This is a genomic window from Chondromyces apiculatus DSM 436, assembly GCF_000601485.1.
Classification (GTDB): domain Bacteria; phylum Myxococcota_A; class Polyangia; order Polyangiales; family Polyangiaceae; genus Chondromyces; species Chondromyces apiculatus.
The window spans coordinates 1-17467 of the sequence record NZ_ASRX01000031.1 but is presented as its reverse complement, the minus strand read 5'-3'; the positions used below and the strand labels follow the sequence as shown (position 1 = coordinate 17467).

General features: G+C 71.6%; 13 protein-coding genes. 4 read left to right on the top strand and 9 right to left on the bottom strand.

What is annotated here, in order from left to right; all coding sequences use genetic code 11:
• Positions 1-33 precede the first annotated feature (33 nt).
• From CAP_RS20685 to CAP_RS20645, 9 genes are all read right to left on the bottom strand, one after another.
• Entirely contained in the window at positions 34-363 is a 330-nt protein-coding gene (locus tag CAP_RS20685) for a hypothetical protein (RefSeq protein WP_044243784.1), read from the bottom strand.
• An 87-nt stretch (positions 364-450) separates the two neighbouring features.
• Complete coding sequence (locus tag CAP_RS20680; RefSeq protein WP_044243781.1) at positions 451-1434, bottom strand: endonuclease/exonuclease/phosphatase family protein; 984 nt, start codon at positions 1432-1434, stop codon at positions 451-453.
• A 234-nt stretch (positions 1435-1668) separates the two neighbouring features.
• Positions 1669-3828, bottom strand: a complete 2160-nt coding sequence (locus tag CAP_RS20675) for a response regulator (protein ID WP_052375580.1) — start codon at positions 3826-3828, stop codon at positions 1669-1671.
• Between the two features lie 63 nt (positions 3829-3891).
• The gene (locus CAP_RS20670) at positions 3892-5016 is read right to left on the bottom strand and encodes a chemotaxis protein CheB (protein ID WP_197041276.1); all 1125 of its coding nucleotides are present in this window, start codon (positions 5014-5016) and stop codon (positions 3892-3894) included.
• A gap of 8 nt (positions 5017-5024) precedes the next feature.
• Positions 5025-7544: a hybrid sensor histidine kinase/response regulator gene (locus CAP_RS45115; RefSeq protein ID WP_052375579.1), complete on the bottom strand. Its 2520-nt coding sequence runs from the start codon at positions 7542-7544 to the stop codon at positions 5025-5027.
• Between the two features lie 5 nt (positions 7545-7549).
• On the bottom strand, positions 7550-9379 hold the full coding sequence (locus CAP_RS55040; protein ID WP_052375578.1) for a HAMP domain-containing methyl-accepting chemotaxis protein: 1830 nt from the start codon (positions 9377-9379) through the stop codon (positions 7550-7552).
• 15 nt (positions 9380-9394) lie between these two features.
• Positions 9395-9958, bottom strand: a complete 564-nt coding sequence (locus tag CAP_RS20655; protein WP_044243776.1) for a chemotaxis protein CheW — start codon at positions 9956-9958, stop codon at positions 9395-9397.
• Positions 9955-11496, bottom strand: a complete 1542-nt coding sequence (locus tag CAP_RS45110) for a CheR family methyltransferase (protein ID WP_052375577.1) — start codon at positions 11494-11496, stop codon at positions 9955-9957. Before CAP_RS45110 ends, CAP_RS20655 begins: the two co-directional genes overlap by 4 nt.
• Positions 11493-11945 carry a chemotaxis protein CheW gene (locus CAP_RS20645; protein WP_052375576.1) on the bottom strand — a complete coding sequence of 151 codons (453 nt, stop codon included), beginning with the start codon at positions 11943-11945 and terminating at the stop codon, positions 11493-11495. Before CAP_RS20645 ends, CAP_RS45110 begins: the two co-directional genes overlap by 4 nt.
• A gap of 164 nt (positions 11946-12109) precedes the next feature.
• Between CAP_RS20645 and CAP_RS20640 the strand changes: the two genes are divergently transcribed.
• The 4 genes from CAP_RS20640 to CAP_RS20625 all read left to right on the top strand — a co-directional run bounded on the left by CAP_RS20640 (position 12110) and on the right by CAP_RS20625 (position 17438).
• On the top strand, positions 12110-13327 hold the full coding sequence (locus CAP_RS20640) for an imelysin family protein (protein ID WP_156040986.1): 1218 nt from the start codon (positions 12110-12112) through the stop codon (positions 13325-13327).
• Between the two features lie 4 nt (positions 13328-13331).
• Entirely contained in the window at positions 13332-14765 is a 1434-nt protein-coding gene (locus CAP_RS20635; protein WP_044243773.1) for a di-heme oxidoreductase family protein, read from the top strand.
• Positions 14766-14770: 5 nt separating this feature from the next.
• Positions 14771-15904 (top strand): imelysin family protein, encoded by a 1134-nt coding sequence (locus CAP_RS45105; RefSeq protein ID WP_231511592.1) that lies wholly within the window; start codon positions 14771-14773, stop codon positions 15902-15904.
• A gap of 121 nt (positions 15905-16025) precedes the next feature.
• Positions 16026-17438 (top strand): HTTM domain-containing protein, encoded by a 1413-nt coding sequence (locus CAP_RS20625; protein WP_044243770.1) that lies wholly within the window; start codon positions 16026-16028, stop codon positions 17436-17438.
• Positions 17439-17467: the final 29 nt, after the last annotated feature.

Here is a 17467-nt window from a genome sequence, read left to right as displayed (position 1 = left end):
ACGAGCCACTGCATGGCCGAGTCAGGGGCGTGATCATCTCGACGCCCCGGATCCCTTCCTCCTGGCGCGCGCCACGGCAGCCCGGATCATGGGCGCCGCAGGCGTCAACACGTCCACGAGATCGCCCACCTGCGCCGTCGCTCGCTCGACCCGGGCCCAGGCCGACGAGAACCCCAGCGTGCCTGGCGCGTGCGCCTCCGCCAGCGTGATGGCCCTCCGGATCTCCGCACCCACGGCGGCAATCCCCCGCAGCCGTTCGTGATCGACACCGCGCGTCCGGGCGTCGGCATAGAGGGCGCGCACGATGCCGAGCAGATCGCGTGCAGGCTCGAACGGGAAAGGGTCGCGGCGGATGGAGAGCACGGTGATGTTCGGAGGCCGGGCGGCACGTGCGATCCTAGGCGCGGTGTGATCACGGATCGAGCCTCTGATCGTGGAGAAAACTGCCGTTTACTGGCGCTCGATCCAGCGCAGATCCGCGACGAGAGGGACGTGATCCGATCCGAGGTCGGGGCCGAGCCACGCGCGCTCCACGGACCACCCCGCGCCCGCGAGGACGTGGTCGATACGCGTGCCGAACCAGCGCGTGCGCTTGGTCGCACCGATGCCCAGGCCTGCGTGAGAGAACGCATTCTCCAGGTGAGACCAGGAGTGTCGGTAAATGACGCTCTCGACGGGCATGTTGAAGTCTCCCGCCACGATCACCGGGTGAGGGGCAGCATCCACCCATTCCCGGGCCAGCGACGACTCCCAGCGCCGCAGCGCCACGTTCTCGTCGTGCTCCGCCGCTCCCCGCCATGCCCGGTGCAGCAACGCCTCCACGGCATCGCGGACCGTCTCCAGGTGCAGGTTGACGACGCTGATCCGCGTCGGTGTACCTCGATCCGAGGGCAGCTCGATGGTGTAGCGCACGATGGCGCCGTGCCCCCCGCGCTTCCACACGTCAGCACGATCGCGGGCCGCCACCTCCTGCACCGGGAACTTGCTGAGCAGGCACTGACCCTGGTTGACACGAACCTCCCACCCAGGGAACGCCGCTCCGAGTTCCTTGTCGCTCCAGCCACACTCCTGCAGCGTCACCAGGTCGGGCCGGTTCGCATCGATGAAATCACGCAGCGCGCTCAGGTGGCCGTGCCGGGAGCGCGCGTTGAAGGTGATGACCCGGAGCTGACCTGCCCGCTCTTCCTGGAACACCTGACCGAGCGGCAGCTCGAAGCCCATGATGGGGCCCGCCACCAGCACTGCCGTCACCGCGAGAGGGGCGAGGGCCCGTCGCTCCACGACGAGGGCGATCGGGACGAGCACCACGAGCGGCAACGCCGTGAGCCAGCGCGGCCCGAAGAGCACGAGCGTCGCTGGCCACCAGCGATCGCCGAGCAGCGGCAGGCCGACGGCACCTGCGATGGCCGCCACGAAGTACACCAGCACGGCCACCCGGAGGAGCCGCGTTGCCCGCCGCTTCCACCCTGTCCGTGGCCGCTCAGGCCTTCTGTCTCCCGCGTCTTCCGCGTCTCCCGCGTCTCTGGCCATCGTGCCCTGCACCGTCCTCCGATGCCCGGGCGCTGCAGGTCGTCGCTGGCGAGGATACCTGTCGGCCCGACGCGGCCCGACGCGGCCCGACGCGAACCCGCACAGACAGGTCGCGACGTCCTCGGCGCTGTGCAGCCTTCAGGGGCTGGGCATGCGCCCCACGGCAGTGGCGACGACGAGCACCAGCTCCGTGGGATCGATGGGCTTGGGCACGTGGGTCTGGAACCCCGCGACGAGTGCCCGGGTGCGATCCTCCATGTGCGCGTGCCCGGTGAGGGCCACGGCTGGCGTGCGCCCGCCCTCCCCGGCAGGGAGCGTGCGCACCCGGCTGATCAGATCGTAGCCCGACTGCCCGGGCATTCCGATGTCACTGATCAGCAGATCGGGTCGGCCCGCCTTGAGCGCTTCGAGCCCCTCCGGGGCGCTCGACGCCGTGGTCACGCGGGCGCCGCACGCCTCCAGGATGGATGCGATCAGGTCACGCGCATCCTGCGCGTCATCCACCACCAGCACGTGCACGCCCTGCAGATCGCAGCGCAGGCGCAGCTCCTCCAGCGCACCCGGCGATGGCTTGCGCCCCTCACCCTCGGTCTTCGGCAGCGCGACCGGCAGGCGCACCGTGAAGCGCGCGCCTTTCCCTTCGCCCTCGCTGAACGCCTCGATGGTGCCGCCATGCAGCTCGATGATGTGGCGAACGATGGCCAGCCCGAGCCCGAGCCCGCCTTGCGGCGGCACCTGCCCTCCCTCCGCTTGCCGGAACCGCTCGAACACATGGGGCAGGAAATCCGGCGAGATGCCGCGGCCGGTATCCACCACCGCGAGTTCCACGGAGTCCGCGATGCGCGCGAGCGACACCTCCACCCGCCCTCCCCGTGGCGTGAACTTCACCGCGTTGGTGAGCAGGTTCGACGCGACCTGGAGGAGCCGATCCGGATCTGCCGGGATGAGCCCCGTCGGCGTGATCGCAGGCTTGAGGCGGATATCCTTGGCGTCCGCGGCCGGCCGGACCGCGTCGAGCGCCGACTCCACGATCTTCACCGGATCCACCTCCTGCACGCCGAGCCGCAGCTTGCCCGAGATGATGCGGGAGACGTCGAGGAGATCCTCGATGAGCGCGAGCTGGTTGTGCGCGTTGCGCTCCACGATGTCGAGCGCCCGCGCGCGCTTGTCCGACGACAAGGCCCCGAGCTGGAGCATCCGGATCCAGCCGAGGATCGCGTTGAGGGGCGTGCGCAGCTCGTGGGACACCATCGCCAGGAACTCGTCCTTGGCGCGGTTCGCGTCCTCGGCGCGGGCGCGCTCGCGCTGGGCCGTCTCGAAGAACCGCGCGTTGTCGAACGAGAGCGCGGCCCTCCGGCCCAGCTCCTCGGCGAGCTGGAGATCCTCCGCGGTGTAGCCTTGATCGCTCGACGCGAAGTACAGGAGGCCGAGCACCTGCCCCCGCGCGGACAGGGGGACGATCATCGCAGAGCGCAGGCCGAGCAGCGCCAGCTCCTGCCGGTGTGCCGGGCTGAGCGAGAGCCGCTCCAGCACCTCGTCCGGGCCGTGGACGAGCAGCGGGTGCTCGCTCCTCAGCGCCGTCCTCAGCGGGTGATCCTTGAACACGGGGCTGCGGGGGAGTGCTCGCAGGCGCGCCTCCACCTCTGGCTCGGAGTGGGCGAGGAGCAGCGCGCCCCGCTCTTCCGCGGGCCCTTCGAGCAGCTCCACCGCCGCCAGCGTCGCCAGCTCCGGCACCGCGAGCCGCAGCACGCTCGCCAGGGTCTCCCCGAGGTCGAGCGACGCGCTCATCCGCGCCCCTGCCTCTGCGAGGAGCCGCTGTCGCCGCTGATCCGCCCACGCCCGCTGGTACAGGCGCTTCAGCCGCGCCAGCGTGCCCACCCGCGCGCGCAGCTCCGGCGGGTGGTAGGGCTTCGTCACGTAATCGTTCGCGCCTGCCTCCAGCGCCTCGACCACCTCGTGCTCGCGGGCGTGGCCGGTCATCATCAGGATCGGCAGCGTCGCCTCGTCGAGCGTCTGACGCAGCGTGCGGCACAGCTCGAGGCCCGACATCCCCGGCAGGTGCCAGTCGAGCACCAGCACGTCCGGGAGGGTATCGCCCACCCGCACGAGCGCGGCGGCGGCGTCCGGGAGAAGCTCGACATGGTGCAGGGGGGACAGGACCCGGCGCGCCAGCTCCGCCTGCGTCGGGCTGTCTTCCACGACCCAGACCCGACCTCGCTCTGGCTCGACATCGATGGCAGGCCCCGACAGTCGGTCACCGTCTGCCGCATCGGCCGCGTTGCCCCTGACCTTACCCATGCCACTGCATCTCCACGCATTGTCCGTGTCGCCCCACGACCGGCGGCTCGACGGGATGGAAGCTCACCCTGTGCTGCGTATCCAGCGCAAAATCCAGCCCGGAATGGCCGTCAGGGGCAGAACATCATCGGCACCTTCTCGGACGATGGCCTCCTTGGGCATGCCGAACACCACGGAACTCTGTTGATCCTGTGCGACGACCCGTCCACCTGCGCGGCGCAGCGCAACCGTTCCATCGGCTCCATCATCCCCCATCCCACTCAGGATGATCCCGAGCGCGCGCGGCCCCAGCGTCTGCGCCAGCGAACGCAGGAGCCAGGTCCCGGAGGGCCGGAAATAGCCCACGGGTGGCGCGTCGCTGAGTGCGACCCGCCCGAGCGCGTTCACGCCGAGGTGCCTGTCCTCCGGTGCCACGTAGGCGCGCCCCACCCTGAGCGCTTCCCCCTGCTGAGCGAGGTCCGTTGGATATCCGGTGCGCTGAGCGAGCCACGACGCGAAGCCTGGCGCGAAGCCTGGCGCGATGTGCTGCACGATCAGGATCGGCGGCACGACGCGGCGCGGCAGCTCCGCGAGGATGTCTGCGATGGCGTTCGGTCCACCCGCCGAAGCGACCATCCCGACGGCAACGATCGGCCCCTGCGGCGTCGGCGCGGGCTCCTGCAAGGAGATCGGCTTGGAGCGCTCTGGCAGGGCGCGCGGGCGTGTCGGGATCCCGTCCTGCGACGCAGGCAGCTCCGGGCTGGAGCCTGGCGGTGGACCCACCCGCACCTGGGCCATCGACCTGAGGAGCTGCGCCAGCGCCCTCCTGCGCTGCACGTATCCAGGCGCCGTGCGTGGCGGCAGTCCCTGCGTGACCGCCAGGGCCCGCGCACGCATCGCTTCCAGGATAAGCTCGCTGCTCTTCGCATCGGCCGCCGCGGTGATCATCACGATGGGCGTGGGCGTGCGGGCCATGATCTCGCGCGCCGTCGCGAACCCATCCATGCCCGGCATGACCACATCGAGGAGCACCACCGACGGGCGTAGCCGGATCACCGTGGAGGTGGCCGCGTAGCCGTCGGGGACCTCTCCGACCACCTCGACCCCCGGCTCCTCGGCGAGGGCCATCCGCAGCGCCACGCGCTGGGTGGCCGAGTCGTTCACGATGAGGACCCGCAGCGGTTCGGCGGGCGGAGTCTCACCGGGCATCATCGCTGTTATAGCAGCCGTTCGAGTGTTTCAAGCAACGCCTCCTGGTCGAAACTCCGCTTGATGAGGTAGGAGCTTGCGCCGAGGTCGAGCGCGCGCTGCCGGTCGGAAGGCCGGTCGAGGGCCGTCACCAGCACGAAGGGCAACCGTGCCGTGCGCGGCGTCGCGCGCACCCTCGCGAGGAGCTGAAAACCGTCCATGCGGGGCATTTCGATGTCCGAGAGGACGGCATCGACGCGCCCTTGCCCGTGTCCGGACGCATCGACGTCGGCCAGCATCTCCCAGGCGTGCTGCCCGTCGTGGGCGAGCGTCACGTCGTACCCTGCCGCCTCCAGGATGGTCCGCTCGAGCTGTCGTGTCGTCACCGAGTCGTCGACCACCAGGATCCTCCGTCGCGCCAGGGTCGCCGCGTCCGCCGCGTGCTCGGTGACGGCTGCAGGCTGCGCGGTCTTGACCAGATCGGCGGCGTCGAGCACCAGCGCGAGCTCTCCGTCCCCGAGCACCGCCGCGCCCGACACCAGCGCTGCGCGCCGCACGCGCCCCCCCAGCGGGCGCACGATCACCTCGTGGTAGTCGAGCAGCGCATCCACCCGGAACGCTGCCCGCCGATCTCCTGCGGCCACCACCACGCACGCCCACCGCTCGTCCGCCGTGAGCTGGGTGACGGGCCGCGCCGACAGGCCGAGCGCCGCGTCGAGGTCGGCGAGCGGCACCGGGCCCCCTTCGTCCCGCAGGTACATCCGCCCCTCGAGCGAGAGCAGATCCTCCGGCGACGCGCGCCGCAGCCGCTCGACGGCGGTCGCCATGAAGATCGCCCGCACGTCCCGCACCTGCACCACCAGGCCTGGCGAGACGCTGAGATCCACCGGCACCGTCAGCGTGAAGCGCGTGCCTCGCCCGGGCTCGCTCTCCACCTCCACCCGCCCGTGGAGCTGGGCGATCCGCTGCCGCACCACGTCGAGCCCCACGCCCCGCCCCGAGAATGCCGAGACGTTGCGCCGCGTGCTCACCCCCGCCTCGAAGATCAGCCCGAGCAGGTCACGCAGGTCCACCCCTGCCGCACCGGGCAGCCCCCGCGCTGCGGCCACCTGCTGCAGCGCTTCCAGGTCCACCCCTTTGCCGTCGTCGCGCACCACGATGCGCGCATCGCGCCCAGCGATCGACGCCTCGATCTCCACGCTCCCCGCCTCCGGCTTGCCAGCCGCGACGCGCGCCTCCGGCGGCTCGATCCCGTGATCGATCGCGTTGCGCACCAGGTGCAAGAGCGGCTCCCGCAGCCCGTCGCGCACCCGCCGGTCGATCTCCACCCCCTCGGCGCGGATCGACACCGTGACGGGGCGGCCCAGCGTCCTGACCATCTCTCCCGCTGCGCGCTCGATCGCGGGTGACAGCGTGTCCAGGGCGACCACCCGCAGCGCCCTCGCCCTCGCGCTCAGCTCTCCCGCGCCGCTCGTCACCTCCCGCCATGCCTGATCGTCCTGCACCTCCGCCTCGGCGGACCACCCGGACATCGTCCGCAGCGTGGTCAAGCACCGCTCGACGAGCCGCGTCGCTTCTTCCAGGTCCGGATCGGAAGGCCCTCCTCCCCTGGACCGCAGGTGCTGCCGTGTGCGGGTGAGATCGGTGCTGAGCGCGCCCACCAGATCGGCGAGCACCGAGTGCCGCGCGAGCAGCGCCCTCCTGCGTCCCGCAGAGGCCAGGAGATCCTCGGCGGACGAGAACAGGTCCCCCAGCCGCGCCACCGAGATGCGCACCGTCTCCTCGGCCCGCACGGCGTTCTCGGTCGCTGCCTCGGCGGTCGCGGGCGCCGTCGGGATCACGGAGGTCGCCGTGATGACGGGCGCCACTGCCCCCACGGCAGTCGCGGTGACGATGGACACAGGAGGTACGCTCGACGTCGAGGTGGTCGAGGTGGCGACGGAACCCGGCGCCGCCACGGCAGGCGCAGCCGCGAGAACCGGCGCCACCGCCCCGCCTTGAGCCCCGCTGACGAGCGCGCCCGTGGCCGGCCACGCCGCCGCAACCCCAGACGGCCCCTCCGCGCCTGATGCGCTGCTGGCAACGGGCGCGCTGCTGGCGATCGGCGTGCCTCCGGCGCTCGGGCCTGGGGACGCCACCGAGGCTGGCGCTCCCGAGCCCTCGATCTGTCGTTGCGCTGCGGCCAGCGCTTCGTCGTCTGGCTGTGCCGAGGAGGCGAGCTGTATCGCCGCCGCGTGCAGCGCACCGAGCACCACGTGCAGATCCGCCGCGACCCGCGCCACGTCCACCGCGCCCCCGCTGCGCACTGGCGCAAGCCTGCTCTCCAGGGCGTGGCACAGCCGCTCCAGGCCCGGATACCCCACCGCGTGCGCCGCCCCCTTCAGGCTGTGCACGGCCCGGTAGATCTCCGCGACCGATCGCCCGAGCTCGCCGGACGAGGCATCGGACGTCGCCAGCGCCTGAGCCTCGTCCTCCAGGAGCGTGAGCGTGTCCTCGAGCTCCCCCCGGAAGACCTGACGAAGCTCGTCGAGCAGATCGCGGCTGGTCATCGGCCTCAGGTCTGGTACTGCGCGGTCGCGTCGCGCAGGCGGGCGGAGATCTCGTTGAGGTCACGCGCAGCGCGCTCGATCTGGCGCGTCCCCTCCACCGTCTGCGTCGTCGCCGCGCTGATCGCGTGCATCGCTGCCGAGATCTGACCCACGCCCGACACCTGCTGCTGCGCCGTCGCCAGGATCTGGTTCGCGCTCTCCGTCGCCTCCGCGATCGTCGACGCGAGCTGCTCGATGCGCTCCCCGGCCTCTCGCGCCGTCTCCACTGCCGCCGAGACCGCCTTGCTCCCCTCCTCGGTGACCAGCACCGCCGCGGTCGTCGACTTCTGGATGTCCCCCAGGATCGCCCGCACCTGCCCCGTCGCGCGCTTCGACTGCTCCGCCAGGCTCCGGACCTCCTGCGCCACCACCGCGAACCCCCGCCCGTGCTCCCCCGCGCGCGCCGCCTCGATGGCCGCGTTCAGCGCCAGCAGGTTCGACTGCTCGGCGAGCTCGTTCACCGTAGTGATGATCTGCCCCACCGTCTGCGCCTGCTCCGACAGCGCCAGGATCCGCTCGGCGATGGACCCCACCTGCTCGCGCACCCGCGCCATCGCCGCCACGGTCCGGTCCACCGCCGCGCTCCCCGCGCTCGACACCTCCACACTCCGCCGCGACAGCTCCGCCACCTCCTGCGCCCGCTTCGTGGCCTCCTGCGCCGTATGGGAGAGCTCGTCGACCGTGGTCGCCGTCTCCGTCACCGCCGACGCCGACTCGCTCGCGCCTGCGCTGTGCTCCTGGGTGATCGCCAGGATCTCCGCGCTCGCGCTCGACAGCGCCCCCACCACCTCGTACGTGCGCAGCGTCATCGTCCGCAGCGCCCGCCCCATCGCGTCCAGGTTGCGCCCGAGCTGCGCCATGTCGCCGACCCCCTCGGCCTCCAGCCCCCCGGTGAGGTCTCCCCGCGCCACCCGGTCCACGAACGCCGCGTACCGCTCCACGAGCTTCGCCAGCGCCTCGCGCGCGTCTGCCTGATCCGCCGCGCTCTTCCGCTGCTCCTCGATGCGCCCGTTCAGCTCCTCGGTCATGCGGTTGAACGCCCCTCCGAGATCGGCGATCTCGTCGTGACCGCCCACCTCCACGCGCACGCGCGCGTCCCGGTCCCCGCCGCTGATCTTCCGGGCCGCCGTGGCGAGCTGCGCCACCCGCCCGGAGATGCTTCGTGCCAGCACGAACGAGATGGTCACCGCGATCACCACCATCAGCCCACGCCCGATCAGCATCACCCAGCGGGCCCGGTCCAGAATGCCGTTCGCGTTGTCGTAGATGCCCTGCGTCGTCGTGACGGTGCTCGCCACCACCCTGCCCAGCTCCTCCAGCATCTGCTCCAGGAGCGGCGCGGTCCGCGTCCTCAAGACGTTGATGCTCGCGTTGATGTCCGGGTTGCTGCGGCTGAGCGGATAAAGCTCCGTGTTCCTCCGCGTCGTCCATTCCTGCTGCACCTTGCGCACGTTCGCGAGCATCTCCAGCCGCTCGTCACCGGGCGGGAAACCCCGCTGCGCCTCGTTCAGGGCCCGCTCGATCTCACCCTCGTGCCGCTTGATCGTGGCCTCGACCCGCGTTTGCTCCGTCGGATCCTGGCTGAGGATGTGCTGGTAGGTAAGCCCGCGGAGCCGCTCCATGTTCAGGGCCGCAATCCCCAGCGCCTGGGTGGGGTAGACCCCCTGCGCGTACAGCCCATCCAGCGCCTCCTCCGTGGATTGATCCCGTTCGAACCCGTAGAGGGCGAGCAGGAGCACGAGCCCCACCACCGAGAGGAACCCAGCCCAGAGCTTCGTACCGACGGACCACTGCATCACAGCGCTTGGATGTTACGAACGGCCCACCCGAGGCAAGGGAATATCGATGATCAGCCGCGGAGAAGCGAGCAGGGCATCCAGGTCCAGCACCATGGTGCCCTGGGGATCCATCCCGAGCAGCACCGCCTTCACCTCTGCAGCCACGGTCGGCGGCGGTTCCCGCAGCGTGCTCAGATCGAGCCGCGCGGTCCCCTCGATCGCGTCCACCACGAGGCCCAATTGGTCCTCCTCCTTGGCCCCGAGCAGCACCATCCGCCCGTGCTCTGGCAGCGCCGAGAGCGGCAGCCCCAGCACCGCCCGCAGGTAGAACACCGGCAACACGCTTCCTCCACGGACGGTCAACCCCGCCACCTCCGGAGGCGCGTGCGGCAACGGCGTCAGCCTCAGGATCTCCGCCACCCCCCGGATGCGCGCCGTCTGCAACGCGCATGGCTCGCCTGCCACCAGCACCCGGAGCACCTCCGTCCCCACCACGTTGACCGCGACCTCGGCCCGATGCGCGACCGCCCGCGTGCGCGTCTCCAGCAGCGCGCGTTGCTCCTCGCTCCATGGATCCTTGACGGAGGGTTCGCTCATGAAGGTGCCTTCGTACCACCGCCGGCTCTCCCCGACGACCGCTGCGCGAGCACCTGCTCGAGCCGCTGACAGTAAGCGAGGGCATCCGTGACCTGCGCGTCGCCCAGGTCCGACACCGCCGCGTCGGCCGGCAACCCGAGCAGCAACGTGCGCGCATTGCGGATCCCCCGCGCTGCCTCCTTGTCCTCACCGAGCTGCACCGCCGCTGCCGCCGCCACCAGGTGCGCCGCGGGGCGCTCGGGATCGAGCATCATCGCGCGCCGCGCGTCCTGCGCTGCGGCATCCGCCTGTCCATCGTCGAGCAGCACCGTCGCCCGCAGCAGGTACAGCGCCACCTCCAGCGGCGCCTCCGCGATGGCCCCCTCGAGCATCTCCAGCGCCGCCGTCGTCTCCCCTTCGTCGGCGAGCCTCCGCGCTTCTGCGGCGCCCTTCGCGCGCCTCTCCCCGCCAGCCGGGCGCTCGACCGCCCCGACCGCGCTCGCCTTGCCCCCTGAGGGCGGCTGCGTCGTCGTCGCGTGCGGGTACGTCCTCGGCTCCGCACCAGGAGACACCGCAGATCGCCTTGGCAGCGGCGGTGTCTTTCCGGGCCCCACCTGCGCGGACCCCACCTGTGCGGACCTCACCCGCCCGAGCACCACCTCTGGGCTCACGGCGGGTGCGGGTGGTGTATGCCCGCTCCTCCCCGCCTCGTCGGCCTGCCCGGGCTGGTAGACGTTGTGACCGTCCTCGTGCCGCGGCATGAGCCCGCACCCGCGCCCTGGCACCGGATCCGAGGGCGACAGCACGAGCCGCCCTCCGCTCACCAGCGCCCCCGCCATCCGCACGAAGAACGCCTCGCGCACCTTGCTGTCCAGGTAGATGAGCACGTTCCGGCAGAACACCGCGTCCATGTCCCCGGGCCACGGCGACCCCGGCCTCGTGGCGTCGGCCAGGTTGAACCGATCGAAGCGCACCATCTGCTGCACCTCCGGCGACACCCGCTGCAACCCGTCCTCGGGCACGAACCAGCGCTGCTTCACCGACTCCGCCACCCCCCGGAACGACCACGGCCCGTAGCGCCCGGCCCGCGCCCGCGTCAGCGCCGTCGGGCTCAGATCCGTCGCCAGCACCTCCACCCGCTGCGACGCCGAGGGCCCGAGCAGCTCCAGCGCCACGAGGGCCATGCTGTACGGCTCCTCTCCCGTCGCGCACCCCGCAGACCACAGCCTCACCATCCCCCCGTACCGCCGGCGCAGCGCCTCGGGGATCACCCTCTCGCGCACGAGCTGGAAGTGCTCGGGGTGCCGGAAGAAGTACGTCTCCCCGACCGTCAGCGCCGTCGCCAGCGCCTCCTGCACCACCGGCTCGCGCGCCACGATGCGCTGCAGCAAGAGCTCCGGATCGTCGAGCTCCAGCAGCTCCATCGTCCGCGCGATCCCCACGTCGAAATCCCGCCCACGACCGCGCAGGAACACGAGCCCGAGCAGCTCCCGGATCTCGGCCTCCAGCGCGCCGCGGACCCGATCCGACAGCGCCTGGACCGCCCGTTCGAGCGTCACGCCCTCGCCTCGACCTCGGCGATCCCCGCGTCGATGGCCCGCTCATCGTCGAGCGACAGCGCCGCATCCAGGTCGTGGATCAGCAAGAGCCCCCCCTCCAGCATCGCGATCCCCGACACGTGCGTCACCGCGAGCGGCGGGTCCTCCACCTGCGCCCTGGGCAGCATCAGCAGCCCCTCCGCGCGATCCACGACGAGCGCCACCTGACGCCGCGCCCCCCGCGCCACCACCAGGTGGTCGTCCAGCGTCGGCCTCCGCGGCGGCAGCCCGAACCGCGCCCGCAGGTCCACCGCCACCGCCATCCCCCCGCGGTGCGCGATGAGCCCCAGCACGTGCGCCGCCGTCCCTGGCAGCGGCGTGATCAGCACCCGCTGGATCACCTCGACCACCCGGGTCGAGGGCACCGCATACCGGAACTCGTCGAGCGCGAACGTGAGGAGTTCCAGCACCGCCCTCACCCTACCATGCACGTCCCCACCCGACCGCCCCACCCGGTCATCCCCACCACGCTCCCCCCTCCACCGGCCCCGTCCAGCCGGTTCCGTGCTGCCGGGAACGTCCCCGTCCGGGGTGATTGACACCCCGCCAGCGACCTGGTTAGAGACTGATGAAAATGACTGTCAACTTCCTCCGTCCACTCGCCTCCACGGCCTGTGTCCGTGGTCTCCGCATCCTGCTCCCCGCTGCCGCGCTCCTCGTGGGCTGCGGCGGTGACGACGACGGCGAACAGCCCCCCGCCGACACCTTCGAGGCAGACGCCCAGCCCGTCGTCGCCCAGTACGCCAAGCTCGTGCACACGAGCTACTCGGACGCACTCACCGGCGTCGGCGAGATCCGCGCCTCGCTCGCGACGTTCGTGGAGACGCCCTCGCAGGCGAACCTCGACGCCGCCCGCTCCGTGTGGCTCGAAGCGCGCAACCCGTACGGCCTCACCGAGGCCTTCCGCTTCTACTCTGGCCCCATCGACAACGACGAGGGCCCCGAGGGTCAGATCAACGCCTGGCCGCTCGACGAGGTCTACGTCGACTACGTCGAGGGTGACGCTGACGCCGGCATCGTCAACGACCCCACCGGCCACCCCGACCTCACCACCGAGTACCTCGCCTCGCTCAACGAGGCCGGCGGCGAGAAGAACATCTCCACCGGCTACCACGCCATCGAGTTCCTCCTCTGGGGCCAGGACCTCAGCGAGGACGGCCCCGGCGCGCGCCCCTACACCGACTACGTGGACGGCACCGAGGGCACCGCCATGAACCAGGGCCGCCGCGGCGACTACCTCCTCGCCGCGGGCGAGCTGCTCGAGGTCGACCTCAAGGGTGTCACCGACGCCTGGTCCGAGGGCGCCGACACTTACCGCGCCTCCTTCGAGGGCCGCACCGGCCGCGAAGCCGTGCGCGACATCCTCCTCGGCATCGGCAGCCTCAGCGGCGCCGAACTCGCAGGCGAGCGCATGCAGGTCGCCTACGACACGAAGGACGAAGAGGACGAGCATAGCTGCTTCAGCGACAACACCCACAACGACATCCTCATGAACGCCACCGGCATCCAGAACGTCTACCTCGGCCGCATCGGCACCACCGACGGCCCCGGCATCGACGACCTGGTCGAGTCCCGCGACCCCGAGCTCAACCGGAAGATGAAGGAGCAGCTCGACGCGAGCATCGCCGCCATCAAGGCGATCCCCGTTCCCTTCGATCAGGCTATCGTGGGAGACGACTCCGCGCCGGGCCGCGTGGCCGTGAAGGCCGCGATCGACGCCCTCCGCGCCCAGACCACGACGATCATCGAGATCGCAGCCCTCCTTGAGGTCGAGCTGAACCTGGAAGAGTGACGGCATGGTGACCGCGACCCGAGTACGAGCACGCCCCGCCTGGATCCTCCTCGCTGCCCTGGCCTTCGCGTCCGGCTGCGCGAAAGAAGAGGTCCCCGGACCTCACGGGCTGGAAGAAGACGAAGGGGAAGAGCTGAGCGGCGGTGAGACCACCGTGTTCGACACCTCCCCCACCGCGTTCTCGTACTCGGCGCGGAACATGGCCTCGGAGCGCCGCAGCGAGTTCTTCGTCGGCAACTCGTTCTTCCGCGACAACTGGGTCATCGCCCCCGCCTCCACCAAGGGGCGCGACGGCCTCGGCCCCCTCCACAACGCCCGCTCCTGCTCCACCTGCCACTTCAAGGACGGCCGCGGCAGGCCCCCCGAGACCGAGAGCGACCCCATGGCGGAGATGCTGGTCCGCCTCAGCGTCCCCGGCACCGACGCCCTCGGCGGCCCCGCCCCCGAGCCCACCTACGGCGGTCAGCTCCAGCCGAACGGCATCCCCGGCGTCCCCGGCGAAGGCGACGCCCGCGTGACCTACGAAGAGGTCCCCGGCACCTACGCCGACGGCGAGCCCTACAGCCTCCGCCGCCCCACCATCGTCATCGACGCCCCCGGCTACGGCCCCTTCGCCGACGACGCCATGTTCTCCGCGCGCATCGCCCCGGCCATGGTCGGCCTCGGCCTCCTCGAAGCCATCCCCGAAGCCACCCTCCTCGAACTCGCCGACCCCGACGACGCCGACGGCGACGGCATCTCCGGCCGCCCCAACCGCGTCTGGGACGCGCGCACCCGCAGCGAGGTCCTCGGACGCTTCGGCTGGAAGGCCGCCGTCGCCACCGTCGAGCAACAGACCGCCGCCGCCTTCCTCGGCGACATGGGCATCACCAGCGATCTCCACCCCGACCAGGACTGCACCGCCTCCCAGACCGACTGCCTCGCCGCCCTCCCCGGCGGCGAACCCGGCGCGCCCGAAGCGAGCGACATCGCCCTCGCCCGGACCACGTTCTACTCCGCCACCCTCGCCGTCCCCGCGCGGCGCGACTGGCGCGACCCCACCGTCCAGCGCGGCAAGGAGCTCTTCCTCGACGCCGGCTGCGCCTCCTGCCACACCCCGCGCCTCATGACCGGCGAGCTCACGGGCTACCCCGAGCTGTCGCACCAGGACATCCGCCCCTTCACCGATCTCCTCCTCCACGACATGGGCGACGACCTCGCCGACCACCGCCCCGACTTCCAGGCCTCCGGCCGCGAGTGGCGCACCCCGCCGCTCTGGGGCGTGGGCCTCGTCGAGGTGGTGAACAAGCACCTCTTCCTCCTCCACGACGGCCGCGCCCGCGGCTTCGCCGAGGCCATCCTCTGGCACGGCGGCGAGGCCGAGCGCGCCCGCGACACCTTCAAGTCCATGCCCGCGAGCGAGCGCGAAGCCCTGCTGCGTTTCCTGGAGTCTCTCTGATGTCGATGCGTTCGCAACGAGGCCTCGCCACCACCGCGGCCATGCTCGGCCTCGGCCTCCTCACGCTCACCAGCGCCGTGCGCTGCACCAGCGAAACCCCCGCCGACGAGCGCGGCCCGGTCCTCACCGACCTCGCCCGCACCGTGATGCTCCCGACCGTCGAGACCTTCGCCGCCTCCGCCGCGCCCCTCACCGCCGCCCTCGACGCCTTCTGCGACGCCCCTGACCAGGCCCGCCTCGACGCCGCGCAAGACGCCTGGCGCGCCGCGCGCGCCCCCTGGGAGCACACCCAGGCCATCCTCTTCGGCCCCGCCGAGGAGCTCGGCTCCGCCAACGCCCTCGACTTCTGGCCCGTCCGCACCGACAACGTGGAGAGCGCCATCGCCGAGGCCCCCGCCACCGTCACCCCCGACCACGTCGCCGCCCTCGGCGTCTCCGTCCGCGGCCTCTCCACCCTCGACTACCTGCTCTTCGATCCCGCCGGCGGCGACGCCACCGTGCTCACCACCCTCGGCGGCGACGACCCCGACGCCATGCGCCGGTGCTCCTTCGCCGTCGCCATCTCCGGCATCTTCGAGCGCGACGTCTCCGCCCTCGCCGACGCCTGGCGCCCCGAGAGCGGCGCCTTCGTCGAGCAGGTCGCCACCGCCGGCTCCGGCAGCGACACCTTCCCCCGCGCGCAGGACGGCATCGACCGCGTGGTGAACACCCTCGTCGAGCTGCTCCAGAAGGTCACCGACGGCCGCCTCGGCGCCCCCTCCGGCACCCGCACCGGCGGCACCCCTCAGCCCGACCTCGTCGAGTCCCGCTTCAGCGACAACTCCATCGCCGACCTCATCGAAGCGACGCGCGGCATCGAGGCCGTCTACACCGGCCGCTTCGGCACCACCGAAGGCCGCGGCCTCGCGACGCTCCTCGAGCGCTCCCCCGACCTCGACACCAGCATCCGCAACCAGCTCACCGACTTCATCTCCAAGCTGGAATCCATCCCCGCCCCCCTGAGCGAAGCCGTCACCACCGACCCCACCTCCGTCGCCGCCGCCCTCGAAAGCGGCCGCGCCCTCCGCCGCCTCATCGCCGTCGACCTCGCCGGCATCCTCAACGTCACCGTCACCCTCAACGACAACGACGGCGACTGAGTACTGCGTACGGCAAATCAGGGACCTTCGGTCCCTACGCTCCCGATGGTCGCTACCCACGATGCTGGCCACACCGCTGCGCGACCGATCTGGAACGGAGGCCCGGAGTGACGAAGCAGGATTGAGTCGCACGCGGACCGTGCGCGCCGTCCTCTCCGCGCCCGTCGACATCGCCTCCCTCGCCGCCTTCCGCATCCTCTTCGGCGCGATGATGCTCCTCAGCGCCCTCCGCTTCTGGGCCCGCGGCTGGATCGGCGAGGTCTACGTCGCCCCCTCGTTCCACTTCCACTACTTCGGCTTCGGCTGGGTGAACCCCTGGCCCGCGTGGGGCATGTACGCCCACTTCGCGCTCATGGCCCTTGCGAGCCTGTGCATCGCCCTCGGCCTCTTCTACCGCCTCGCCGCCTCCACCTTCTTCCTGACCTTCACCTGGGCCGAACTCTGCGAGAAGGCGACGTACCTCAACCACTACTACTTCGTCAGCATCGCCTCTCTGCTCCTGGTCTTCATGCCCCTCCACCGCGCCGCCTCCCTCGACGCGCGCCGCGACCCCTCCCTCCAGAGCCCCACCGCCCCCGCCTGGGTCCTCCACGCCCTCCGCCTCCAGCTCGGCCTCGTGTACCTCTTCGCCGGCCTCGCCAAGCTGAACCCCGACTGGCTCCTCCGCGCGCAGCCCCTCACCACCTGGCTCTCCGCCCGCGCCGACTTCCCCCTCCTCGGCCCCTTCCTCGCCTCCCGCGCTGCCGCCTACGCCATGAGCTACGCCGGCGCCCTCTTCGACCTCACCATCTTCCCGCTCCTCCTCTGGAAGCGCACCCGCCCCGTCGCCTACCTCGCCGTCATCGGCTTCCACACCCTCACCGGCCTGCTGTTCCCCATCGGCATGTTCCCCTGGATCATGATCGTGGCGACGCTGGTCTTCTTCTCCCCCTCCTGGCCCCGTCGCCTCTTCGCCCCCCTCCTCGCGCGCTGGCCCGCGCTCCTCCCGCCCATCCCCGCCCCGTCCCAGGCCGCGCCCTCCGCTGCCGCCGCGCCCTCCGCTGCCGCTACCACCCCCTCCCGCCCCCTCCTCGGCCGCCTCAGCTTCGCGGCTCTCTGCGCGCACTTCGCGCTGCAGCTCTTGCTACCGCTCCGCCACCTGCTCTACCCCGGCGACTCCGGCTGGACCGACGAGGGCTTCCGCTTCGCCTGGCGGGTGATGCTCGTCGAGAAGACCGGCATCGTGGAGTACCGCGTGCACGACCCCGCCACGCACCGCACCTGGGTCCTGCACCCCTCCGCCGAGCTCACCCCGCTGCAGGTCAAGATGATGGCCCTCAGCCCCGACATGATCCTGGAGTACGCCCACCACCTCGCCGCCGACTTCGCGCGCCGCGGCGAGGGCGACGTCCAGGTCTTCGCCGACGCCTACGCCTCCATCAACGGCCGCCGCAACCAGCGCCTCATCGACCCCACCACCGACCTCGCCCGCGTGCGCGACTCCCTGCTCCCCGCCCCCTGGATCCTCCCCCACGCCGACCCCTCCCTGCGCTAGGTACTGCGTACCCTGGAGCAGGGGCCTCG

Excerpts from the sequence above, each read along its gene's own strand:
- CAP_RS20655 (WP_044243776.1), bottom strand. The coding sequence starts at position 9,958 with ATGAGCGAACCCTCCGTCAAGGATCCATGGAGCGAGGAGCAACGCGCG.
- CAP_RS55040 (WP_052375578.1), bottom strand. The coding sequence starts at position 9,379 with ATGCAGTGGTCCGTCGGTACGAAGCTCTGGGCTGGGTTCCTCTCGGTG.
- CAP_RS20670 (WP_197041276.1), bottom strand. The coding sequence starts at position 5,016 with ATGCCCGGTGAGACTCCGCCCGCCGAACCGCTGCGGGTCCTCATCGTG.
- CAP_RS45115 (WP_052375579.1), bottom strand. The coding sequence starts at position 7,544 with ATGACCAGCCGCGATCTGCTCGACGAGCTTCGTCAGGTCTTCCGGGGG.
- CAP_RS45105 (WP_231511592.1), top strand. The coding sequence starts at position 14,771 with ATGCGTTCGCAACGAGGCCTCGCCACCACCGCGGCCATGCTCGGCCTC.
- CAP_RS20675 (WP_052375580.1), bottom strand. The coding sequence starts at position 3,828 with ATGGGTAAGGTCAGGGGCAACGCGGCCGATGCGGCAGACGGTGACCGA.
- CAP_RS20640 (WP_156040986.1), top strand. The coding sequence starts at position 12,110 with ATGACTGTCAACTTCCTCCGTCCACTCGCCTCCACGGCCTGTGTCCGT.
- CAP_RS20635 (WP_044243773.1), top strand. The coding sequence starts at position 13,332 with ATGGTGACCGCGACCCGAGTACGAGCACGCCCCGCCTGGATCCTCCTC.